The organism is Azospirillum sp. TSH58 (assembly GCF_003119115.1).
In the GTDB taxonomy this organism is placed as follows: Bacteria; Pseudomonadota; Alphaproteobacteria; order Azospirillales; family Azospirillaceae; genus Azospirillum.
On sequence record NZ_CP022363.1, the window covers coordinates 358,529 to 378,161 of the forward strand.

At 70.8% G+C, this 19,633-nt stretch carries 18 protein-coding genes; 10 read left to right on the top strand and 8 right to left on the bottom strand.

The window, feature by feature from the left end; translation table 11 throughout:
• The first annotated feature begins 18 nt into the window (after window positions 1–18).
• From TSH58p_RS01495 to TSH58p_RS01540, 10 genes are all read left to right on the top strand, one after another.
• Window positions 19–1,191, top strand: a complete 1,173-nt coding sequence (locus tag TSH58p_RS01495) for an acyl-CoA dehydrogenase family protein (RefSeq protein ID WP_109068208.1) — start codon at window positions 19–21, stop codon at window positions 1,189–1,191.
• A gap of 49 nt (window positions 1,192–1,240) precedes the next feature.
• A complete protein-coding gene (locus TSH58p_RS01500) occupies window positions 1,241–2,755 on the top strand; it encodes an AMP-binding protein (RefSeq protein WP_109068207.1) in 1,515 nt (504 codons plus the stop codon).
• Window positions 2,752–4,155 (top strand): MmgE/PrpD family protein, encoded by a 1,404-nt coding sequence (locus tag TSH58p_RS01505; RefSeq protein ID WP_109068206.1) that lies wholly within the window; start codon window positions 2,752–2,754, stop codon window positions 4,153–4,155. The genes TSH58p_RS01500 and TSH58p_RS01505 overlap by 4 nt, the downstream gene beginning before the upstream one ends.
• A 29-nt stretch (window positions 4,156–4,184) precedes the next feature.
• Window positions 4,185–4,841: a TetR/AcrR family transcriptional regulator gene (locus TSH58p_RS01510; protein ID WP_247873838.1), complete on the top strand. Its 657-nt coding sequence runs from the start codon at window positions 4,185–4,187 to the stop codon at window positions 4,839–4,841.
• A gap of 249 nt (window positions 4,842–5,090) precedes the next feature.
• Entirely contained in the window at window positions 5,091–5,858 is a 768-nt protein-coding gene (gene mepA, locus TSH58p_RS01515; protein ID WP_158282557.1) for a penicillin-insensitive murein endopeptidase, read from the top strand.
• A 266-nt stretch (window positions 5,859–6,124) separates the two neighbouring features.
• Window positions 6,125–6,631 carry a sigma-70 family RNA polymerase sigma factor gene (locus TSH58p_RS01520; RefSeq protein WP_109068203.1) on the top strand — a complete coding sequence of 169 codons (507 nt, stop codon included), beginning with the start codon at window positions 6,125–6,127 and terminating at the stop codon, window positions 6,629–6,631.
• 71 nt (window positions 6,632–6,702) lie between these two features.
• On the top strand, window positions 6,703–7,578 hold the full coding sequence (locus TSH58p_RS01525) for a FecR domain-containing protein (protein ID WP_158282556.1): 876 nt from the start codon (window positions 6,703–6,705) through the stop codon (window positions 7,576–7,578).
• Between the two features lie 112 nt (window positions 7,579–7,690).
• Window positions 7,691–10,201, top strand: coding sequence for a TonB-dependent siderophore receptor (locus TSH58p_RS01530; RefSeq protein WP_109068201.1), 2,511 nt, complete (start codon window positions 7,691–7,693; stop codon window positions 10,199–10,201).
• Window positions 10,201–11,418: an efflux RND transporter periplasmic adaptor subunit gene (locus tag TSH58p_RS01535; RefSeq protein WP_247873837.1), complete on the top strand. Its 1,218-nt coding sequence runs from the start codon at window positions 10,201–10,203 to the stop codon at window positions 11,416–11,418. Before TSH58p_RS01530 ends, TSH58p_RS01535 begins: the two co-directional genes overlap by 1 nt.
• The gene (locus TSH58p_RS01540) at window positions 11,415–13,352 is read left to right on the top strand and encodes a MacB family efflux pump subunit (protein WP_109068199.1); all 1,938 of its coding nucleotides are present in this window, start codon (window positions 11,415–11,417) and stop codon (window positions 13,350–13,352) included. The genes TSH58p_RS01535 and TSH58p_RS01540 overlap by 4 nt, the downstream gene beginning before the upstream one ends.
• A 124-nt stretch (window positions 13,353–13,476) precedes the next feature.
• Here the strand turns inward: TSH58p_RS01540 and TSH58p_RS01545 are convergent, their stop codons facing one another.
• Genes TSH58p_RS01545 through TSH58p_RS01580 form a run of 8 tightly spaced genes read right to left on the bottom strand, consistent with a single transcriptional unit; the run spans window position 13,477 to window position 19,423 of the window.
• Entirely contained in the window at window positions 13,477–14,340 is an 864-nt protein-coding gene (locus tag TSH58p_RS01545; protein WP_109068198.1) for a metal ABC transporter solute-binding protein, Zn/Mn family, read from the bottom strand.
• On the bottom strand, window positions 14,337–15,227 hold the full coding sequence (locus TSH58p_RS01550) for a metal ABC transporter permease (protein ID WP_109068197.1): 891 nt from the start codon (window positions 15,225–15,227) through the stop codon (window positions 14,337–14,339). Before TSH58p_RS01550 ends, TSH58p_RS01545 begins: the two co-directional genes overlap by 4 nt.
• A gap of 24 nt (window positions 15,228–15,251) precedes the next feature.
• Window positions 15,252–15,980: a metal ABC transporter ATP-binding protein gene (locus TSH58p_RS01555; RefSeq protein ID WP_109068196.1), complete on the bottom strand. Its 729-nt coding sequence runs from the start codon at window positions 15,978–15,980 to the stop codon at window positions 15,252–15,254.
• Window positions 15,977–16,900 carry a metal ABC transporter solute-binding protein, Zn/Mn family gene (locus TSH58p_RS01560; protein ID WP_109068195.1) on the bottom strand — a complete coding sequence of 308 codons (924 nt, stop codon included), beginning with the start codon at window positions 16,898–16,900 and terminating at the stop codon, window positions 15,977–15,979. The genes TSH58p_RS01555 and TSH58p_RS01560 overlap by 4 nt, the downstream gene beginning before the upstream one ends.
• Entirely contained in the window at window positions 16,897–17,472 is a 576-nt protein-coding gene (locus tag TSH58p_RS01565; protein ID WP_109068194.1) for a DUF6162 family protein, read from the bottom strand. The genes TSH58p_RS01560 and TSH58p_RS01565 overlap by 4 nt, the downstream gene beginning before the upstream one ends.
• Window positions 17,473–17,494: 22 nt before the next feature.
• On the bottom strand, window positions 17,495–17,812 hold the full coding sequence (locus tag TSH58p_RS01570) for a hypothetical protein (RefSeq protein ID WP_109068193.1): 318 nt from the start codon (window positions 17,810–17,812) through the stop codon (window positions 17,495–17,497).
• Window positions 17,809–18,282, bottom strand: a complete 474-nt coding sequence (locus TSH58p_RS01575; RefSeq protein ID WP_247873836.1) for a hypothetical protein — start codon at window positions 18,280–18,282, stop codon at window positions 17,809–17,811. Before TSH58p_RS01575 ends, TSH58p_RS01570 begins: the two co-directional genes overlap by 4 nt.
• The gene (locus tag TSH58p_RS01580) at window positions 18,275–19,423 is read right to left on the bottom strand and encodes a PepSY domain-containing protein (RefSeq protein ID WP_109068192.1); all 1,149 of its coding nucleotides are present in this window, start codon (window positions 19,421–19,423) and stop codon (window positions 18,275–18,277) included. Before TSH58p_RS01580 ends, TSH58p_RS01575 begins: the two co-directional genes overlap by 8 nt.
• Window positions 19,424–19,633: the final 210 nt, after the last annotated feature.

Sequence of the window (19,633 nt, forward strand, 5' to 3'; positions counted from 1 at the left end):
CGAAGGAACGATTCCCCCATGGACTTCCAGCTTTCCGAAGAACAGCGCCTGATGATCGAGACGGCCTCGCGCGTCGGCACCGAATTCGGCCTCGACTACTGGCGCGAGCAGGACGCGAAGAAGAGCTTTCCGACCGAGGCCTGGACCGCCATCTGCGAGGCTGGTCTCGGCGGCGTCTCCCTGCCGGAGGAGTATGGCGGCTCGGGCCTCGGCATGCTCGACATGGCGCTGGTGGTGGAGGCGTTGTCGGCGGCGGGCGGCGGCGCGACGCTGGCGCAGCTCTTCATGATCAACCCGATCTTCGGCGGCGTGGCGCTGGCGAAGTTCGGCACCGACGCGCAGAAGGACGCCATGCTGCCCGCCCTGATCCAGGGCAAGCTGAACTTCTGCATGGCGCTGACCGAGCCGAACGCCGGTTCCAACAGCCTGGAGATCCGGACCTTCGCACACGCCGACGGCCAGGGCTGGCGGCTGAAGGGCCAGAAGATCTGGATCACCGGCGTTCCCGACGCGCAGAAGATGCTGGTGGTCGCCCGCACCACCCGGCTGGAGGAGGCGGGGCGCCGCACCGCCGGCATCAGCCTGTTCCTGATCGACGTGGACCGCGAGGGGCTCAGCCACCAGCCGATCGAGAAGGTGGGCACCAACACGCTGGCCTCCAGCACCGTCTATTTCGACGATGTGCGGATCGAGCCGGACGAACTGATCGGCACGCTCGACGGCGGCTGGCACCAGCTTCTCGACGTGCTGAACACCGAGCGCATCGTCACCACCGCCGGACTGGTCGGCGCCGGCAGCCTCGCCATCCGGCTGGCGGTGGACTACGCCAAGGACCGCAAGGTCTTCGGCGACCGCCCGGTGGCCGCCTACCAGGGCGTCCAGTTCCCGCTCGCCCAAGCCCACGCCGAGCTGCAATGCGCCCGGCTGATGAACCTGAAGGCGGCGTCGCTCTGCGACACGGGCCTGCCCTACGGCAGCGAGGCCAACGTCGCCAAGCTGATCGCGGCGCAGGCAGCGTCCCACGCCATCGAACGGTCCATGCAGGCGATGGGCGGCATGGGCTACGCCAAGGAATACCATGTCGAGCGGCTGTGGCGCGACGCAAGGCTGTTCCGCTTCGCCCCGGTGTCGGAAGAGATGGTGCTGAACTTCATCGCCATGCACGATCTCGGCATGCCGAAATCCTACTGAGCGAAGCCGGCGGATAAGCCGGCCGCACATCCCGAGGGAGGGGACACCCGTGGTCAATCTGAGCGCCTTCATCCGGTTCCACGCGCTGCGCACGCCGGACCGGCTGGCGCTGGTCTACGGCGACCAGCGCATCAGCTACGCTGATTTCCTCGACCGCATCGGGCGCATGGCCGCCTTCCTCCACCGGCGCGGCGTGCGCGAGGGCGACGTGGTGGCGGTGGTGATGAAGAACAGCGCCGCCTTCCTGGAGATCGCCTTCGCCGCCAGCCACATCGGCGCGGTGTTCCTGCCGATCAACTTCCGGCTGGCCGCCCCCGAGGTCGCCTTCATCACCGGCAACGCCGGGGCCGTGGTGATTCTCGCCGACACCGAACTGGCCGCGGCGGTGAAGGACGACCCGCGCGCCGTGCTGGTCGACGCGGCGGCCCAGGCGGACGGACGGGCTCTGGCCGGCACGGAGGGGCCGGTGCCGCCGATGCGGGTGCGCGGCTCGCAGGACCTGTTCCGGCTGATGTACACCTCGGGCACCACCGACCACCCCAAGGGGGTCATGCATTCCTACGAGAATTTCTACTGGAAATGCATGGACCATGTGACGGCGCTGGGGCTGACGGCGGAGGACCGGCTGCTCGCGGTCGGGCCGCTGTACCATGTCGGCGCCTTCGATCTGCCGGGGCTCGCCGTGCTGTGGCTGGGCGGCACGATCTGCGTGCTGCGCGACTTCGACCCGGACGCGGCGCTCGCCGCCATCGAGCGCGAGCAACTGACCTGCGCCTGGTTCGCCCCGGTGATGGTCGGGCGCATCCTGTCCCACCCGGAGCGCGGACGCTACGACGTCTCCAGCCTGAAATGGGCGATCGGCGGTGGCGAGCGCACGCCGGAGCAGCGCATCCGCGACTTCTCCGGCCTGTTCACCAACGCCCGCTACATCGACGGCTACGGCCTGACGGAAAGCTGTTCGGGCGACACGCTGATGGAGGCCGGGCGGGAGATCGAGAAGATCGGCTCGACGGGCCGGGCGCTCGCCCATGTGGAGATCGACATCCGCGACGACGCCGGCACCTCCCTGCCGGCCGGCGAGGTGGGCGAGATCTGCCTGCGCGGGCCGAAGATCACCAAGGGCTATTGGAAGGACCCGGAGAAGACGGCGCGCAGCTTCTACGGCGACTGGTTCCGCACCGGCGACGTCGGCTATCTCGACGCCGACGGCTTCCTGTTCCTGACCGACCGCAAGAAGGACATGATCATCAGCGGCGGCGAGAACATCGCCTCCTCGGAGATCGAACGGGTTGTCTTCCTGCTGCCCCAGGTCGTCGAGGTCGCCGTCATCGCCGTCCCCGATGAGCGCTGGGGCGAGGTCCCGGCGGCGGTCGTGGTGCTGAAGGAGGGCGAGAGCCTCGACGCCGAGACGCTGGATCGGCACTGCCGCCGTCATCTCGCCGGCTTCAAGGTCCCCAAGCGCCTGCTGATCCGCGAGGCGCTGCCGCGCAACCCGTCCGGCAAGGTGCTGAAGCGCGTGCTGCGCGATGAACTGGCCCCCGCCCATCCGGAGGACACCCCTTGACCGCTCCCGACCAGACCGCTCCCGACACTTTGGCGGCGGCCATTGCCCGCTTCGTCGCCGGCCTGACCCTGGACAACCTGCCGCCCGACGTGGTGGAGAAGGCGCGGGTCTGCCTGCTGAACGGCTACGGCATCGCGCTCGGCGGCCACGCCACCCCCTACGCCCCGGTGGCGCGGGCGGCGGCGCTGGCTCTGCATGGCGAGCGATCCGACGGCGTCACCATGCTGGGAGATGGACGGAGGACGAGCGTTCCCGGAGCGGCGCTGGCCGGCTCCGCCCTGTTCCATGGCCGGGCGCAGGAGGACACCTGCGGCGCCGCCCACATCGGCGCCGTGCTGATCCCGCTGCTGACCGCGCTGGTCGAGGCCGGGGACGGCCCGGTCGAACGGCTGCTGCCGGCCCTGGTCGCCGGCTACGAGGCGGGCGGGCTTCTGGAGAACGCCTTCTCGCCGCTGACCACGCCCGCCGGCCTGCGCGCCTCGCCGCTCTACGGCACGCTGGCCGCCGCCGCCGGAGCGGCGCATCTGCTCGGCCTGCCGGAGGAGCGCATCGCGGCGGCGCTCGCCAACGCCGCGTCCTTCACCGGCGGCATCCTGCAATCCTTCGACGACGGCACCGACGAGTGGCGCTATCAGGTCGGCGTCGCCGCGGTGAACGGCCTGACGGCGGCGCGGCTGGCGGCGGCGGGCTCCGTCTCGGCCCCCCACGCCTTCGAGGGCCGCACCGGCTTCGTCCGGGCCTTCGCCCGCACCGGCTGCGATCCTGTGGAGCTGGCGGCGCGGCTGGGCCGCGACTGGTCGATCCACCGCGTCACCTTCAAGCCCTACCCGGTCTGCGCCTTCAACCAGACGCCGGTCACCGCGGCGCTCGCCCTGCGCGGTGAGGTGGCGGGCCGGGCCGTCCGGTCGGTGACCGTGCGCATGAACCCGTTCGAGACCGGCTATGCCGGCATGGATTCGAAGGGACCCTTCGCCAGCATCTCCGGCACGCTGATGAGCATCCCCTTCTGCATCGCGCTGACCCTGCTGCGCGGCGTGCCGACCATGGAGACGATGACCCGCTACGACGACGGCGCGGTCAACGCCCTGGTCGAGCGGGTCGCTCTCGTCCCCGACGAGGGCGTGCGGCGGCTGTGCTGCGCCATCGAGGTCGTGTTGGAGGACGGCACGGCGCTGACCCGCCGCCAGGACATGACGACCGATGATTTCGCCCTGCCCTGGGAGGCGGTGAACGCGCTGGTCCGCCGCATCGGGGCCGAAACCGGGGTGCCCGCCGACGCTTACGACCGGATCGGGCGCTTCGCCCGCGCCCTGCCCGACGCGGCGATCGGCGACGTGCTGGAGGCGTTCGGGCGGCTTCCCCGGTCGGTTTCTCTCGTCAAAGACGTGGCGAACGGCTAAATCCGGGACGGAGAGGGAGATTGCAGGCGATGGCGGCGATGGGTCGGACGGCGGGAAAGAAGACGCGGGTGCAGCGGTCGGAAGAGGTCCGCGACGCCCTGTTCCAGGCCGCCGCCGAGGTGGTGGGGGAATACGGCTACATCGACGCCTCGATCACCCGGATCACCCAGCGGGCGAACCTGGCGCAGGGCACCTTCTACAACTACTTCTCCTCACGGCAGGAAATCTTCGACGAGTTGCTTCCGGTGCTGGGCGCCAAGATGCTGGCCCACATCCGCCAGCAGGCCAGCGGCGCCAGGACCTTTCTGGAGAAGGAAGAACAGTCGTTCCGCGCCTTCTTCTCCTTCCTCAAGCGCATGCCCTATTTCCTGCGCATCCTGAACGAGGCGGAAATCTTCGCGCCGAAGGCTCACCGCCAGCATTTCCACAACATCACCGGCGGCTACATGCGTTTTCTGCGCAACGCCCGCAAGAACGGCGAGATCGCCAACCTCAGCGACGAGGCGCTGGAGCCGCTGGTCTACATGCTGATCGCCACGCGGGGCTATCTCGCCCTGCGCTACACCGATGAGAACGGTGTCGTCAATCTGCCGGAAGAGGCCGTCCGGATGTATCTTCAGCTCCTGGCCAAGGGCCTTCTGTCCGGGGAGCCGCCGGTGTCCGCCAATTCCGGCCCGGCTGGCTGAACGGACTCAATCGGGCGCCTCGCATCCGGGACGCCGCGGCGGGGCCACCTCCCACCCGATGCAACGCCCAGGCCACAGATCCCGTGCTATTGTCGGGGGACGCCAACGATGAGAGGTTCCCGACCGGTCATGGCCCGACGATGGTCTTTCGCAGCGCTGACGATCCTTTGCGGCGTTTGGTTCGCCGGTGACGCGACGGCGGCCGATCCGGTTCCCCGATCGGCACCCCCGGCTTCCGGCACCCTGCCGATGGATCCCAGCACGGTGGCCTTTCAGCCGTCGATCCCGTTACCCTCGGCGCAGCCGATCGGCAGCTACGCAAACGGCTGCATCCGCGGCGCGCAGACGCTGCCCCCCGAAGGCCTCGGCTATCAGGCGGTCAACCTGTCGCGGAACCGGAACCACGGCCACCCCGACACCATCGCCTTCGTCGAGAACCTCGCCCGCCGGGCGCAGGCCGAGCGGCTCGGGCGGCTGGCCGTCGGCGACATCTCCAAGGTCTATGGCGGCCGCATGGAAAGCGGGCACGCCAGCCACCAGATCGGCCTCGACGTGGACGTGTGGTTCGATCTCGACCAGCCGCTCCTCCCGCGGGAGGCGCGGGAGCGGACGGATTTCCCGACCATGGTGAACCGGCAGGCGCAGCGCGTCTTCCCGGAGCGGTTCGGCCCCCGGCAGGCGCGCCTGCTGCAACTGGCGGCGACGAGCCCGAAGGTCGCGCGGGTGTTCGTGAACCCGGCGATCAAGCTGGCGCTGTGCCAGAGCGAGCACGGCGACCGCTCCTGGCTGAACGCGGTTCGTCCCTGGGCCGGCCACGACTCCCACTTCCATGTGCGGATGAACTGCCCGGCCGGATCGACGGCCTGCGTCCCGCAAGCCCCCATTCCGCCGGGCGACGGCTGCGGCCAGGAGCTTCTGAGCTGGTTCGAGCCCCCGAAGGAGGCGCCGGCGCCCCGCCAACCCAAGGCCATTCCAGAGCCCCCGGCCGCCTGTCTGGAGGTTCTCGCGGGGAATTGATCCCCACGCCGGCCGGAGCGGTGCCCGGCTGGCCGCGACCGGAATGTTCGGGAGGCCGGCGAACCGGAGAACGGCCAGCGGCGGGTCCCCGGACAGCGCTCCGACGATCGCGCACAGAGCGCCTGACATAAGGACGATCGCCGCCCGCCATCCCCTCACCCGTCCCCAGAAAAGAAATTTTCCCCGGCCGATCTATTGATTGCGAATGATTCGCATTCGTGGTTATGAGAGGCCGCAAGCTTCTGGGAACGGGTGTTGTCCTTGTCATGGCTGAAAGAGACCGGACTTCCCTGCTGGGTCTGCTGCTCGACCACTACGAAGAGATGACCGGCCATCTGGCCCGGCGTCTGGGGTCGCTCTGTCTGGCCGAGGATGTCGTGCAGGACACCTATCTGCGGCTGCGCAGCCTGACCGCCCTGCCGGAGATCGAAAACCCGCGCTCCTACCTGTACCGCATGGCCGACAACATCGCGCTCGACCGGATGCGCGCGGAAACCCGCTGGGGGCGGCGCTTCGCCCCGGCGGAACTGGGGCTCGACCGTCCGCTGGACGAACCGGACGCCGAAACCGCCTTGGAACACAAGCAGCGGCTGGAGCGGCTGAGTCACGCGCTGGCTGAACTGCCGCCGCGCTGCCGCGAGGTGTTTCTGCTTCACAAATTCGACGGGCTGAGCCATTCCGACATCGCCGCGCGCCTCGGCATCTCGCGCAGCATGGTGGAGAAGCATGTCATGAAGGCCCTGGCCCATTGCCGCGACCGGCTCGCGCTATGATGGAGCGCAACCGCGACCAACCGGACTTATCGGGCGCCCCACGGGATGCGGCCCTGGCGTGGTTCGTGCGCATGGAATCGGGCAACGCCGACGCGGCGGACCACCGGGCCTTTTCGGCGTGGCTGGCGCAGGACCCGGTTCATCGGCGCGAGTACGACCGCCTCGCAGGACTGTGGGGCGACCTGGACCGCGTGCCCGATCCGCGCAAGGCCCGCCGCGCCGCGCCGACCCGGCGCCGGTTCCTGGCGTTCGGCGCCGCGGGCGGGGCGGCGGCCTGCGCCGCGGCGTTGGGCGGGGTGGTCGTCCTGACCGGCTGGCCGGGCGACCTGAGGACCGGAATCGGAGAACGGCGGACGGTGGCGCTGGACGATGGCTCGGTCCTCACCTTGGACGCCGACAGCGCGGTGGCCGTCGCGTTCACCGCCGGAGAACGGCGCGTGCGTTTGACCGAGGGGCGGGCGCATTTCGTCACCGCCCCCGACCCGGGGCGTCCCTTCGTCGTCACCTGCGCCGACGGGCGGATCACCACCGCCGACGCCAGCTTCGTGGTGCACCGCTGCCTGGACTCCGTGGTCGTGGCGGTGGAATCCGGAACGGCCAGCCTGACCACCGGGAAGGAGCCTCCCCTTCCCATCGCCGCCGGACAGAGCCGATCCTATGGCCCCGACGGTCCCGGTCCGCTGCTGAGCCAGGGCGTGGCGGTGGAGAACGCATGGCGGCACGGCCGGCTGGTCTTCCAGGGACAGCCGCTCGACGCCGTGATCGCCGATCTCAACCGCTACCACCCCGCCCGCATCGTGCTGTGGGACCGCCCGCTCGCCGGCCTGCGCTTCGACGGCAGCGTGGACATCGGCCGGCCGGACGCCGCCCTGAACGCCATCCTCCGCACGCTTCCCTTGCGCACGCTGCGTCCCGTTCCCGGTCTGGTCATCATCCGTTCCATCTAGCCGGTCCGTATCAAATTTTTTGAAAATCAAGGTGAGGTGGTTCCCGCCGGACAACGTCGTGACTTGCATACGCGAAAATGCAAATCATTCGCAAAATGACGGGGTCTCGGTGATGATCGATGTTGGGGGGCGCCTGCTGCGGGGGCAGACGGCGCGTGGGAACAAGGTGTGGGGGAACAAGGTGCGGGCCGGTTGGGCTCCGGCTTTGTTGGGCATGCTGCTGGCATCGACCGCGCTGCACGGCGCCATGGCGGCGCCGATGACGACCGGGGAAGCGCCCGTGCAAGTGGCCCAGCAGGGCCGGACCGTCAGCTTCGCCATCGCCGCCGGCCCGCTGCCAGGGGTGCTCGCCGCCTACGGGCAGGCCACCGGCTTCCAGGTGCTCTATCCCTCCGACATCGCGCAGGGCGTTTCCTCGCCCGGTGTGACGGGCACGCTGGCGCCGCAGGACGCGCTGATCCGTCTGCTGGCCGGCACCGGCCTGATCGCGCGCTTCGTCGATCCCGACACGGTGACGCTGGAGAAGCTGCCGACCCAGGCCGGGGGGGCGGCGGTGCTCGACCCGGTGACGGTCCAGGGCGGGCTGTCCCGCGATCCGGGCCGCAGCGAGGGCACCGGCTCCTACACCACCGGCTCGACCGACAGCGCCACCAAGCTGAACCTGACGCCGCGCGAGACGCCGCAGTCGGTCAGCGTGATGACCCGCCAGCGCATGGACGACCAGGGGCTGAACGAGATCCGCGACGTCCTTGATCAGACGGTCGGCGTGGCGCGGTTGCACACCGGCGCGCTGGGCAGCGACGGCGACGAAGTCTTCGCCCGCGGCTTCCCGGTGACGAATTATCAGGTGAACGGGATCCCGCGCTCCACCGTGTATGGGTTCGACGATTCCATCTCCGACACGGCGGTGTTCGACCGGATCGAGGTGGTGCGCGGCGCGACCGGCCTTCTGAACGGTGTCGGCGAGCCGTCGGCCTCGGTCAATCTGGTCCGCAAGCGCCCGACCCCGATCCTCCAGGGCTACGCCGAGGGGCAGATCGGGTCCTGGAACCGCTACCGCGGCGAGGCCGACCTGTCGGGTCCGCTGACCGAGAACGGCCGCCTGCGTGGGCGCGTCGTCGGCGCCTACCAGGACAACGACAGCTTCATCGACCGCCTGCACGAGCGCAAGAAGGTGCTCTACGGCGTCCTGGAGGCCGACATCACCGAGGATACGACCTGGACGGTCGGCGTCGAGTACCAGAAGCACCGCTCCGACGACGCCTCCCGCGCCGGTTTTCCGCTGTTCTACGCCGACGGGACGAAGACCGACTTCTCCCGCTCTCACAACAGCGGCGCCCGGTGGGCGTATTTCATGCACGACAACCTGACCGTCTTCAGCGAACTGAAGCACCGCTTCGGGGACGGCTGGACGGCGACGCTGAACGTGGAGCGCAACAACCGCGAATATGATGGCCTGCTCGGCTATGGCGCGCGCGGCAGCCTGAACCGGGACGGCACCGGCATGGGCATTTGGCCGGGCCGCTGGAACTCCGACCTGGAGCAGACCTCGGTCAGCGCCGACCTGAACGGCGGCTTCGACCTGTTCGGGCGGCGGCACGACCTGATGGCCGGCATCAGCGGCTACTACGCCAAGCGCGAGGGGCTCGACCACCCGCTCTGGACCATCCCCGGCTACGATCCCTCGATCCCCAACTACTTCACCTGGAACGGCAGCATCGCCCAGCCGACGCTCAACCCGACCGGCCGGTCGCAGACCGACGAGCGGCAGATGGCCGCCTACGCCGCCACCCGCCTGCGCCCGACCGACGCGCTGTCGGTCATCCTCGGCAGCCGCATCAGCCGGTGGCAGCAGATCGAAAAGAGCAGCCCGAACGCGGGGGCGGGAAGCTACAGCAAGCGGTCGGAGAACGGGGTGCTCACGCCCTACGCCGGCGTCGTGCTCGACCTGACCGACATCTGGTCGGTCTACGCCAGCTACACCAGCATCTTCAAGCCGCAGGACTACAAGGACGCCAGCGGCCGGACGCTCGACCCGCTGGACGGTGACGCCTACGAGGCCGGCGTGAAGGCGGAGTTCTTCGGCGGCGCCCTGAACGCCAGCGCCGCGGTGTTCCTGATCAAGCAGGACAATCTGGGCGAAGTCGACGCCGGCCGCTTCACCCCGGACGGCGGGCAGGCCTACCGCGCGGTCAAGGGCGCGGAAAGCAAGGGCTTCGAGATGGAGGTCGCCGGCGAGGTGATGGCCGGATGGCAGATCGGCGGCGGCTACAGCCACACCTCGATCAAGAACGCCGACGGCCAGCGGATGATGACCTATGTGCCGCGCGACACCTTCAAGCTGTTCACCACCTACCGCCTGCCGGGCGCCTGGGACCGCGTGACGGTGGGCGGCAACGTCAAGTGGGAAGGCGACGTCTACACCGGCACCGGCGCCCGGCGCTATGACCGCGACGGCTACGCGGTGGTCGATCTGATGACGCGCTATCAGATCACCGACAAGGTCTCGGCGACGATGAACCTCAACAACCTGTTCGACAAGAAGTACCTGAGCAGCGTCCAGAACTACGGCTACTATGGCGAGCCGCGCAACGTCCTGCTGTCCCTGCGGGCGACGTGGTGATGACGGCGCGGCGGGCGGCGGCTTCCGGTTCCCGGCGCGGTATCCGCCGCGGCCTCGCCGCCGCCGCGCTGGTGCTCGGCGGGCTGGCCTCCGCCGCCCTGCTGCGCCCGGCCGATCCCGCCGCCTCGGCAGAGGTGGCGGTGGTCGGGCGCGGCACGGTCGAGGACACGGTGACGGCGCTCGGCAAGATCCAGCCGCGCGCCTACGTCGACGTCGGCGCGCAGGTGTCCGGCCAGTTGACCCGGCTGCATGTGGCGGTCGGGCAGATGGTCCGCGAGGGCGATCTGCTGGCTGAGATCGACCCCGCCCTGCAACAGGCCAAGGTCGAGGCCGGGCGCGCCGAGCGTGCCCGCCTGACCGCACTGCTGGCCGAGCAGCGGGCGCGCGCCGACTTCGCCGAAGCCCAGCTTTCCCGTCAGGCGGCGCTGCGGCGCAGCGGGTCGGGGCGCGGCGAGGCCTATGACCAGGCCCGGATGGAGGCGCGCATCGCCGCCGCCCAGGTCGAGGCCACCCAGGCGCAGATCCGCCAGACGGACTCGACCCTCCAGGCCGACGAGGCACAGCTCGGCTACACCCGCATCTACGCGCCGATGAGCGGCACGCTGATCGCGGTGGACGCCCGCCAGGGCCAGACCATCAATTCCGCCTACGAGGCGCCGGTCCTGATGCGGATCGCCGACCTGTCGGCCATGACCGTGTGGACCCAGGTGTCGGAAGCCGACGTGACGCGGCTGACGGACGGCATGCCGCTCTACTTCACCACGCTCGGCCATCCCGGACGGCGCTGGACCGCGCGCCTGCAGGAGATCCTGCCCGCCCCGCCCAAGCCGCCCGCCTCGGGGAACGGCGGCTCGTCCGCCACCGGCGGCGGCGGGGCGGCCAACAGCGTCGTGCTCTACACCGCGCTGTTCGAAATCGCCAACGACCGGGGGGAGCTGCGCCCGGACATGACCGCCCAGGTCTTCTTCGTGGCCGCCGCGGCCAAGGACGCCATCACCGTGCCGGTCGCCGCCCTGAGCCTGGCTGACGGGGCGGCGGAGCGGCACCGCGTGACGCTGATCGGCAGCGGCGGCGCCATCGAGACGCGCGAGGTCCGCGTCGGGGTGCGCGACCGCTTCAACGCCCAGATCCTGGAGGGTCTGGCCGAAGGCGAGCGGATCGTGGTCGGCTGGAAAACCGACGACGGCCGCCCGCCCAAGATCGGGTTCCGGCTGTGAGCGGGCCGCTTCTCGTCCTGGAGGACATCCGCAAGACCTACATGAGCGGCGGCGGCGTGGCGGTGGAGGTGCTGCGCGGCGTCTCCCTGACCGTCGAAGCGGGGGAGTTCGTCGCCATCGTCGGCAGCTCCGGCTCCGGCAAATCGACGCTGATGAACATCCTCGGCGGGCTCGACCGTCCGACCTCCGGACGCTACCGCGTCGACGGGCGCGACGTGACGGCGCTGGAGGGCGACGAGCGGGCGGCGCTGCGGCGGGACGGGTTCGGGTTCGTCTTCCAGCACTACCATCTGATCCCCGGCACGACGGCGCAGGAGAACGTCGAGATGCCGGGCCGCTACGCGGGCCTGCCCGCCGCGCTGCGCGAAAGCCGCGCCGTGGAGTTGCTGGGCCGCCTGGGGCTGGGGGAGCGGCGCCATCACCGCCCCAACCAGCTTTCGGGCGGCCAGCAACAGCGCGTGTCGATCGCGCGGGCGCTGATGAACGACGCCCCGGTGATCCTGGCCGACGAGCCGACCGGTGCTTTGGACAGCGCCAGCGGGGCGGAGGTGGTGGCGCTGCTGCGCGAGCTGTCCGCCGCCGGGCGCACGGTGATCCTCATCACCCACGACCGCAAGGTGGCCGAGGCCGCCGGCCGGGTGATCGAAATGCGCGACGGCCGCATCGTCGCCGACAGCGGCCGCCCGGCCCCGTCACCGGCGGCCCCATCCCCCGCCCCGGCGGAGCGCGCGGCCGCCGGCGCCTCCCTGTGGGCCGACGCGGCGGAAGCCCTGTCGGCGGCGCTGCGGTCGCTGGGCGCCAACGGCTTCCGCACGGCGCTGACCCTGCTCGGCATCGTCATCGGCGTGGCGTCCGTGATCGCCCTGCTCGCCATCGGCGAGGGCGCCAAGCAGGCGGTGATGGCGCGGGTCGGCGCGCTGGGGGTCAATCTGGTCTATGTCGTGGCGGGCAGCGGCGATCCCCGCCTGCCGGCCACGCCGCTGACCGAGGCGGACGGCGAGGCCATCCTGGACCTGCCCAACGTCGAGAGCGTGATGCCCTTCCTCGCCGCGCCGGTGATGGCCCGTCACGGCAACATCGACCACCGCACCGAAGTACTGGCGACCTCGGCGTCGCTGCCGCTGACCCACCGCTGGCCGGTCGCCCAAGGGGCCTTCTTCACCCGCGCCGACGAACGGGGCGGGGCGGCGGTGGCGGTCCTCGGCCACCGCGTCGCCGAACGGCTGTTCCCGCGCGGGGAGTCGCCGCTGGGCAAGCATGTGCTGGTGAACAACATTCCCTTCCTGGTCACCGGCGTGATGGCGCAGAAGGGCGACCTGACCGGCAACCAGAGCACCGACGACTGGGTGTTCGTGCCGCTGTCCACCGGCGTGCAACGGCTGATCGGCAAGCCGGACCTGGAGTTGATCCTCGTCTCGGTTCACGACGTGGGGCGGATCGCACAGACCCGCGACGCCATCCACGCCCTGATCGCCGGGCGTCACGGCCAGGAGGATTTCCAGATCCACGACGGGACCGCGCGCATCCAGGCGGCGGCGGAGACCCAGGACACCATGACGCTGCTGCTCGGCTGCGCCGCGGTCATCACGCTGCTGGTCGGCGGCATCGGGGTGATGAACATCATGCTGGTCAGCGTGACCGAGCGGACCCGCGAGATCGGCATCCGCATGGCCGTCGGCGCCCGCGCCGCCGACATCGAGCGGCAGTTCCTGATGGAGGCGGCGCTGGTGGCCGGGCTGGGCGGCTTGGTCGGGGTGGCGCTGGGGCTGGCCGGCGGCGCGGTGATCGGGCTGCTGGCGATGCCGGTGGTCTTCACCGCGACCGCGATCGCCGGGGCGGTGGCCTCCGCCGTGCTCACCGGCATGGTCTTCGGCCTGATCCCCGCCCGCCGCGCCGCGCGGCTCGATCCCGTGGCGGCCCTGGCGAGCGAGTGATCGGCTGGCTGGGGTGGCGGGGTGTTGCTCCCACCCCGGCCCTCCCCCGCTTCGCAGGGGAGGGAGAAACACGTCCCCTCCCCTGCGCCAGCGGGGGAGGGTTAGGGTGGGGGCAATGCCTCCCTCAGCGCAGCCCCGCCTCCACCTGCTCCGCCATCCGCCCCAGCGCCGTGTCCATCGCCGCGGGCGGACCGCTCTCCAGACTGTCCAGAACGATCAGCCGGGCGCCGCCGTCCGCCACCGCCCGGGCGATCTCCGGAGACGGTTGACGGTGGTGCAGCACCACGGGAATGGCCTCGGCCTTCAGGGTGGCGGTCAGCTCGGCCAGACGCTCGGGCGTCCAGTCGCGGTCGTCGCGGGTCCAGACCCGGCGCAGATCCAGCCCGAGATCGGCGGCCAGCGTGGCGAAGCGGTCGGACAGCGCCGCCGCCGACGGGTCCGGCAGAGCGGCGAACGCCTGCGCCGATTGGGACGACACCGTCAGCAGCCCGCGCTTCAGGGCGGCGAGATTCGCGTCGATGGCGTCCTTGGAACCGGGATAGAGGCGCCGCAGGTCGGCGGCCAGGATGTCGGCCATCCGTCCGGCGTTGGCGATGCCCAGCCAGGGGAAGGCCGCGTCGCCGTTGACCGCGATCCCCGGCAGGGCGCCGTCCACCGGGCGGGCGGCGTCGATCTCGACGAGGCGGATGTTGGCGCGCCGCGCCAGCGGGTAGAGCGGGTCCTCGCCCCAGGCGGAGCGCAGGGTCAGCACCGCGTCGGCCTTGCGGGCGGCCTCCGCCAGCCTCACCTCGCCGCGCCCGCTCAGGAAGGCGTGCTGGCGCCCCATGGGAATGGCCGGCGGAACCACCGATTCCACCACCACCGGCGTGCCCTTCGTCAGCGCCTGGGCCAGCCCGGCGGTGACCGGGTGACCGGCCAGCACAGTCTCGGCGGAGGCGCCGGCCACCGTGGACAGCAGCAGGAGCGCCGCGAGCGTGACGCGCTTCATCCCTCTTCCCCTTTCATGAACAGACGCGCCAGCAGCGCGCCCACGAACAGCAGCCCCGCCGCCAGGATGATGGCGCCGCCCGACGGCACCGGCAGGGCGAAATGCACGGGCAGCAGGATTCCGGCCACCGCCGCCACGCTGGCGAAGGCGACCGACAGCAGGAAGAAGCCGCGCAGCGACGCGGCGACGACCCGCGCCGCGGCGGCCGGAATGACCAGCAGAGCCCCCACCAGGATGGCGCCGATGATCTTGACCGACGCGACGGTGACCACGGTCACCAGCACGATGAACAGATAGTCCAGCCCCTTCACCGGCACGCCGCGCACCCGCGCCAGCGCCGGGTTGAAGCTGGCCAGCAGCAGCCGGTTGAACAGCGGCAGCATCAGCGCGGTCACCCCGAGGGCCACCACCAGCAGCACGGTCAGGTCGCGGTCGTCCACCGTCAGGACCGAGCCGAACAGCACATTCTCCAGGATGTGGATGTTGACCCGGCTGGCCAGGATCAGCAGCAGGCTGGCGCCCAGCGCCAGAGACACCGACAGGAAGACGCCGATCAGCGTGTCGGCGGTCAGGTTGCTGCGGTTGCGCGTGTAGTTGACCAGCAGCGCGAACAGCAGGCAGTAGCCGAACAGGCTGGCGTAGGGACCGGTGTAGGGCTCCCCCACCAGGATGCCGATGGCGACGCCGGTCAGCGCGGCGTGGCCGACCGCCTCGGAGAAGAAGGCCAGCCGCTTGGTCACCACCAGCGTGCCCAACCCGCCCAGCACCGGGCCGATGACCAGCCCGGACAGCAGCGCGTTGACGAGAAAGCCATGGGTCAGCCCGGCGGGCAGCAACCCGGCCCCGGCCCAGCCCTGGACCAGGGCGCGCAACGCCTCGAAGCTCATGACGCGATCCTCATGACGCGATCCTCATGATGCGATCCTCTCGGCCGCGTGGCCGCGCGGGACGGCCGAGAACAGGTCGAACACCCGCTCCGGCGACAGCATCTCCAGCGGGGCGCCGTCGAACAGCACGCGCCGGTTCAGGCCGGTCACCCGCGTCGCCAGCCGGCGCACCTGGGCCAGATCGTGCTCGACCCACAGGACGGTGGTCCCGGCGGCGGACAGCTCGGCCAGCAGCGTTTCGAAAATGGCGATCCCGGCCTCGTCGAGCGCGGTCATCGGCTCGTCCAGAACGATCAGGTCGGGCGCCGGGATCAGCGCCTGGGCGAGCAGGACGCGCTGCCGCTCGCCCCCCGACAGGGCGCCGAAGCGGCGGCGGGCCTTGCCGGCCATGCCGACGCGGTCCAGGGCCGCGCCGTAGTTCATGCGGCGGTCCGGCCCGAGGAAGGCGGGACGGCGCTGGCACAGCACGGCCAGGAAATCCTCCACCGTCAACGGCAGGCCGCGGTCGAACTCGACCGATTGCGGCACATAGGCGACGGTGCCCGGCCCGTCGCCCGGCCAGTCGAGCCGGATGGTCCCGCGGTGCGGCGCCTGACCGAGCAGGGCGCGGATCAGCGACGACTTGCCGCCGCCGTTGGGGCCGACCACCGCGTGCACGGTGCCCGCGGCGACGCGCAGGGACACGCCGTCCAGGATCACCGTGCGCCCCAGCGTCAGGTCTACCCGGTCGAACAGGATGGCGGGACCGGTCACGGCGCGGCCTCGGCCATCGCCAGAACCAGCGTGTCGAGGTTCCGGGCCATCTCGCGCTCGAACAGGTCGGGCGCGTAGTCGCCGTGCGAGATGTGGGAGAAGGCGTAGAGCCGGATGCCGGTCTCGCGCCGGATGGTCTCCACATAGGCGCTGGGGAAGTTCAGCTCCGAGAAGATCACCTGCACGTCGAGCTTGCGCATCGTCGCGATGGTCTCGGCGAGCTGGGCCGGGCTGGGCTCGATGCCGTGGGCGGGCTCGACGACGGCGGAGACCTCCAGCCCGAACTCGCGCAGCAGGTAATCGTAGGCGCCGTGGATGGTGGCGACGCGCAGGCTGGCGGTGCCCGCCGTCGCCAGCTTCGCCAGCGCGTCGGCCCGCAACTGGCGCAGGCGGCGGGAATAGGCGCGGGCGTTGGCGGCGTAGGCGGCGGCGTTGTCCGGGTCCAGCCGTCCCAGCTCGCGCGCGATGGTCGAAACCTGGAGGACCGAGTTGGTGATCGACAGGAAGCTGTGCGGGTTGACCACCTTCCCCGCCGCCCGCGCCGCCGTTCCCGCGGCGGGCAGGAGCGGCACGTCGGCGTTGGATTCGACCACCGGCAGCGACGGCTTCGCCGAGGCGGCGATCATCCGCCCGGCGAAATCGTCGTGACCGATGCCGTTCAGCACGATGGCGTCCAGCCCGCCGATGCGCTGGATGTCCTCCGGGCGCGGCTCGTAGGCGTGCGGGTTGAAGCCGGCCGGGATGACCGGCACCACCTCGGCCGCATCGCCGACGATGTTGGCGACGTAGGAATAGTAGGGGTGCAGGGTGACGCCGAAGCGGCGGCGCCCGGCGGGAGCCGCGAAGGCGCGGGCCGGCATGGCCGCGGCGGCCAGGGCGCCGGCCAGGATCAGGCGGCGGTTGGGAAGAATGCTGGTCATCGGGTCACCCCGGCGGTGAAGGTGGAGACGATCCGCTTCCAGCCGGCGGCGGCCAAGGCCGTGTCCTCCGGTGGGGCGGGCGGGGCTTCGGCGGCGCGCTTCAGCCAGATGTCGGCACCGTGGCCGTCCAGCCGCAGGACCAGGGACCCGGCCAGCTCCGGCGCGGCGGAAACGCCGGCATAGGCGATCCCGTCCCCGGTCTCGGTGAGGGTCCCGGTAAGGGTCCCGGTAAGGGTCCAGGTGTGCCCGCCGCGCGCCGCGGCGCTGGAATCGGCCGCGAAGGGCGGCAGGGCCCCGGCGGCCAGCTCCTCCGGCGTCGGCGCCCGGCCCGCCGCCGTCCGCAGGGCGGCGATCTCCTCGCCCGCCGCCTTCAGGTCGGCGTAGAGGCCCTGCTCGGCGGCGGTCAGGCCGGTGCGGGAGTCGACGAGGTGGGCGGCAAGAGGCGCCTCCGTTTCCGGAGCGGCGCGCAGCCCGACCGCCAGGGCGGCGGACACGAGAATGGCGCCGGCGGCCAACGCGACCCACAGGGTCTCGCGCTCGGCCCCGGCGCGGCGGACGATCTGGTGATGCATGGTTCCGGCTTCGCTGAGGACGCTACTTGATCGCCGTGTGCTCGATCTCGACCGTGTGGCCGGGGCCGGCGTCGAACAGGACGTAGAAGTCCTGCGCGGGGCGCGGGAAGGACAGAGTGGAGTCCGGCCCCAGCTTGCCCTTGACCAGCACCTGCTCGTCGTAGGCGATGACGTCCAGCACGACGCCGGGCGCCTTGGACCCGTCGGAGAAGCCGCCGGTGCACTGCACCGTGTCGCCCTCCACCATCCGGCATTCGCAGATCGGGTAATGGGCATGCGCCGCACCGGCGGCGCACAGGGCGAACAGCGCCGCCAGGGCGAGCGCGCGCGGGGTCCTCATCGCTTTCCTCCGAAAATCTCGCTCAGCGGCAGGGATGCCTGATGCACCCGGCCGCTCCAGTCCTCCATAGTCACCCACAGCTCCTCCCTGCCGGCCAGCTCGTCCGGCACGGTCACGTCGGCCTCCCGCTCGTAGGGGTTGCCGAAGGCGAGCGCGCCCGTGGTGCGCAGACTGCGCGGCTTGCCGACGCGCAGGAAGACGCCGCGCACATGGTCGACGTCGGCGGGACGGATGTGGATGCGGTACTCCTTCATCCGCTCCCCGGTCGGCATGCGCCTGGGAGCCTCGTCGTAGGTCGCCAGCGTGATCGGGAAGGGTCCGACGGCGACGTCGCGCCGGATCTCGGGCGGCACGAAGATCGGCTTCGGGCTGAAATAGTCGGGGAGGAAGGGAAGCGGCACCAGCATCATCAGGGCGCTGAGATGGAACTTGCCGCGCTGCCAGAGCCTACGCAGTGAGTCATTACGCATTGGACGGGCCCTCCGCCAACCGGGAGCCGCGCCGGACGTCGCGCACCGCCTCGACCGTGGCGCGGGCGGTCCGCTTCATCCAGATCAGCATGCCGCTGAAGATCAGCGTGGTCATCAGCAGGCCGAAGGCGAACCAGACCAGCTTGACCGGCAAGCCGCCGAAATCGCCGGTGTGCAGGGCGCGCATGATGGTGCGGGTCAGCTCGATGCCCGAGGCCGCTTCCATCCCGCCCTCGATGGCGATCACCTCGGCGGTGAAGGGATTCAGCCGGACATAGTCGGGCAGCAGCGGCACCTGCCCGCTGGACCCCGCCACCGTCGCCGGGTCGTAGGCGGTGCCGGGCAGCCACAGGTAGCGCAGCCGCATGTCCGGCAGGGCCGTCATGGCGCTGGCCATGATGGCGTCGACATCCGGCTTCGGCGCGGTCGCGGCGACCGGGATCTGGTCGCGCGCCAGCAGCACCGGCACCTTCCCGCCGCCCAGCCCCATCCCGAGATGGAACAGCATCATGTAGATGAGGAACCACAGGCTGGTGACCGAGATGACCGCGATGAACCAGATCGACCATGTGCCGGCGACGCGGTGCAGGTCGCCCCACATCACGCGCGGCGCCTGCCGCCAGCGGATGCGCGGCTGGTAGAAGGATTTCCAGAACCGCTTGTAGACCACCAGCCCGGTGACCAGCGACCCGACGAGCGGAATGGCCAGCAAGGTCACGAGGTACCAGCCCACGGGGAAGGTCATCAGCCAGCCGTGCAGCGCGCGGAAGAAGCTCTGGAACGAGTTGCCGGTGGACATGCCCTGCACCGCCCCGCTGACCGGGTTGACCCAGGCGGTGGTGGAGGTGCCGTCGGGCATCGCCATCCGGGCGCTGACCGCCATGTGGGAGCCGCCCCAGCTCAGCGAAGTCACCCGCCCGCCCGGCGCCGCCGCCTCCGCCGCGGCGATCAGCGCGCTGGGCGGCAGGGTCTCCCCGGCGCCGGAGGCCCGCATGGCGGGGTTGACCAGCCACATGATCTCCGTGCTGACCACGGCGATGGTCCCGGTCAGGCAGACGAAGAACAGGAACGCCCAGATGGGCATCGCCAGCCAGGAGTGCCACAGGAACCACAGCCGCGTGCGCGACTTGCCAACGCTCATCTCGTCCTCTCAGAAGGAGCCACCGATCCTCCTGTTCAGACGAACGGGGGTGCCCTCCGCCTCACGCCCAAATGCGAAGAATTCTCATTTTCGTTTGGAGGCTCCCGGTCAGGCATCGTCGCGCCCGCCCGCACCTCCCGTCACGCACGGGAAACGGACGCACTCCCATTCCCCGACCGGCTCTCGGCACGGGGCGGAGCCTCCGTGCAG

What these genes read in the sequence shown, in the direction of transcription:
- TSH58p_RS01525 (WP_158282556.1), top strand. Translation starts at nt 6,703, where the DNA reads ATGGAATCGGGCAACGCCGACGCGGCGGACCACCGGGCCTTTTCGGCG.
- TSH58p_RS01545 (WP_109068198.1), bottom strand. Translation starts at nt 14,340, where the DNA reads ATGAAGCGCGTCACGCTCGCGGCGCTCCTGCTGCTGTCCACGGTGGCC.
- TSH58p_RS01575 (WP_247873836.1), bottom strand. Translation starts at nt 18,282, where the DNA reads ATGCGTAATGACTCACTGCGTAGGCTCTGGCAGCGCGGCAAGTTCCAT.
- TSH58p_RS01520 (WP_109068203.1), top strand. Translation starts at nt 6,125, where the DNA reads ATGGCTGAAAGAGACCGGACTTCCCTGCTGGGTCTGCTGCTCGACCAC.
- TSH58p_RS01580 (WP_109068192.1), bottom strand. Translation starts at nt 19,423, where the DNA reads ATGAGCGTTGGCAAGTCGCGCACGCGGCTGTGGTTCCTGTGGCACTCC.
- TSH58p_RS01535 (WP_247873837.1), top strand. Translation starts at nt 10,201, where the DNA reads ATGACGGCGCGGCGGGCGGCGGCTTCCGGTTCCCGGCGCGGTATCCGC.
- TSH58p_RS01550 (WP_109068197.1), bottom strand. Translation starts at nt 15,227, where the DNA reads ATGAGCTTCGAGGCGTTGCGCGCCCTGGTCCAGGGCTGGGCCGGGGCC.
- TSH58p_RS01510 (WP_247873838.1), top strand. Translation starts at nt 4,185, where the DNA reads ATGGCGGCGATGGGTCGGACGGCGGGAAAGAAGACGCGGGTGCAGCGG.
- TSH58p_RS01530 (WP_109068201.1), top strand. Translation starts at nt 7,691, where the DNA reads ATGATCGATGTTGGGGGGCGCCTGCTGCGGGGGCAGACGGCGCGTGGG.
- TSH58p_RS01560 (WP_109068195.1), bottom strand. Translation starts at nt 16,900, where the DNA reads ATGACCAGCATTCTTCCCAACCGCCGCCTGATCCTGGCCGGCGCCCTG.
- TSH58p_RS01565 (WP_109068194.1), bottom strand. Translation starts at nt 17,472, where the DNA reads ATGCATCACCAGATCGTCCGCCGCGCCGGGGCCGAGCGCGAGACCCTG.
- TSH58p_RS01495 (WP_109068208.1), top strand. Translation starts at nt 19, where the DNA reads ATGGACTTCCAGCTTTCCGAAGAACAGCGCCTGATGATCGAGACGGCC.
- TSH58p_RS01570 (WP_109068193.1), bottom strand. Translation starts at nt 17,812, where the DNA reads ATGAGGACCCCGCGCGCGCTCGCCCTGGCGGCGCTGTTCGCCCTGTGC.
- mepA (WP_158282557.1), top strand. Translation starts at nt 5,091, where the DNA reads ATGGATCCCAGCACGGTGGCCTTTCAGCCGTCGATCCCGTTACCCTCG.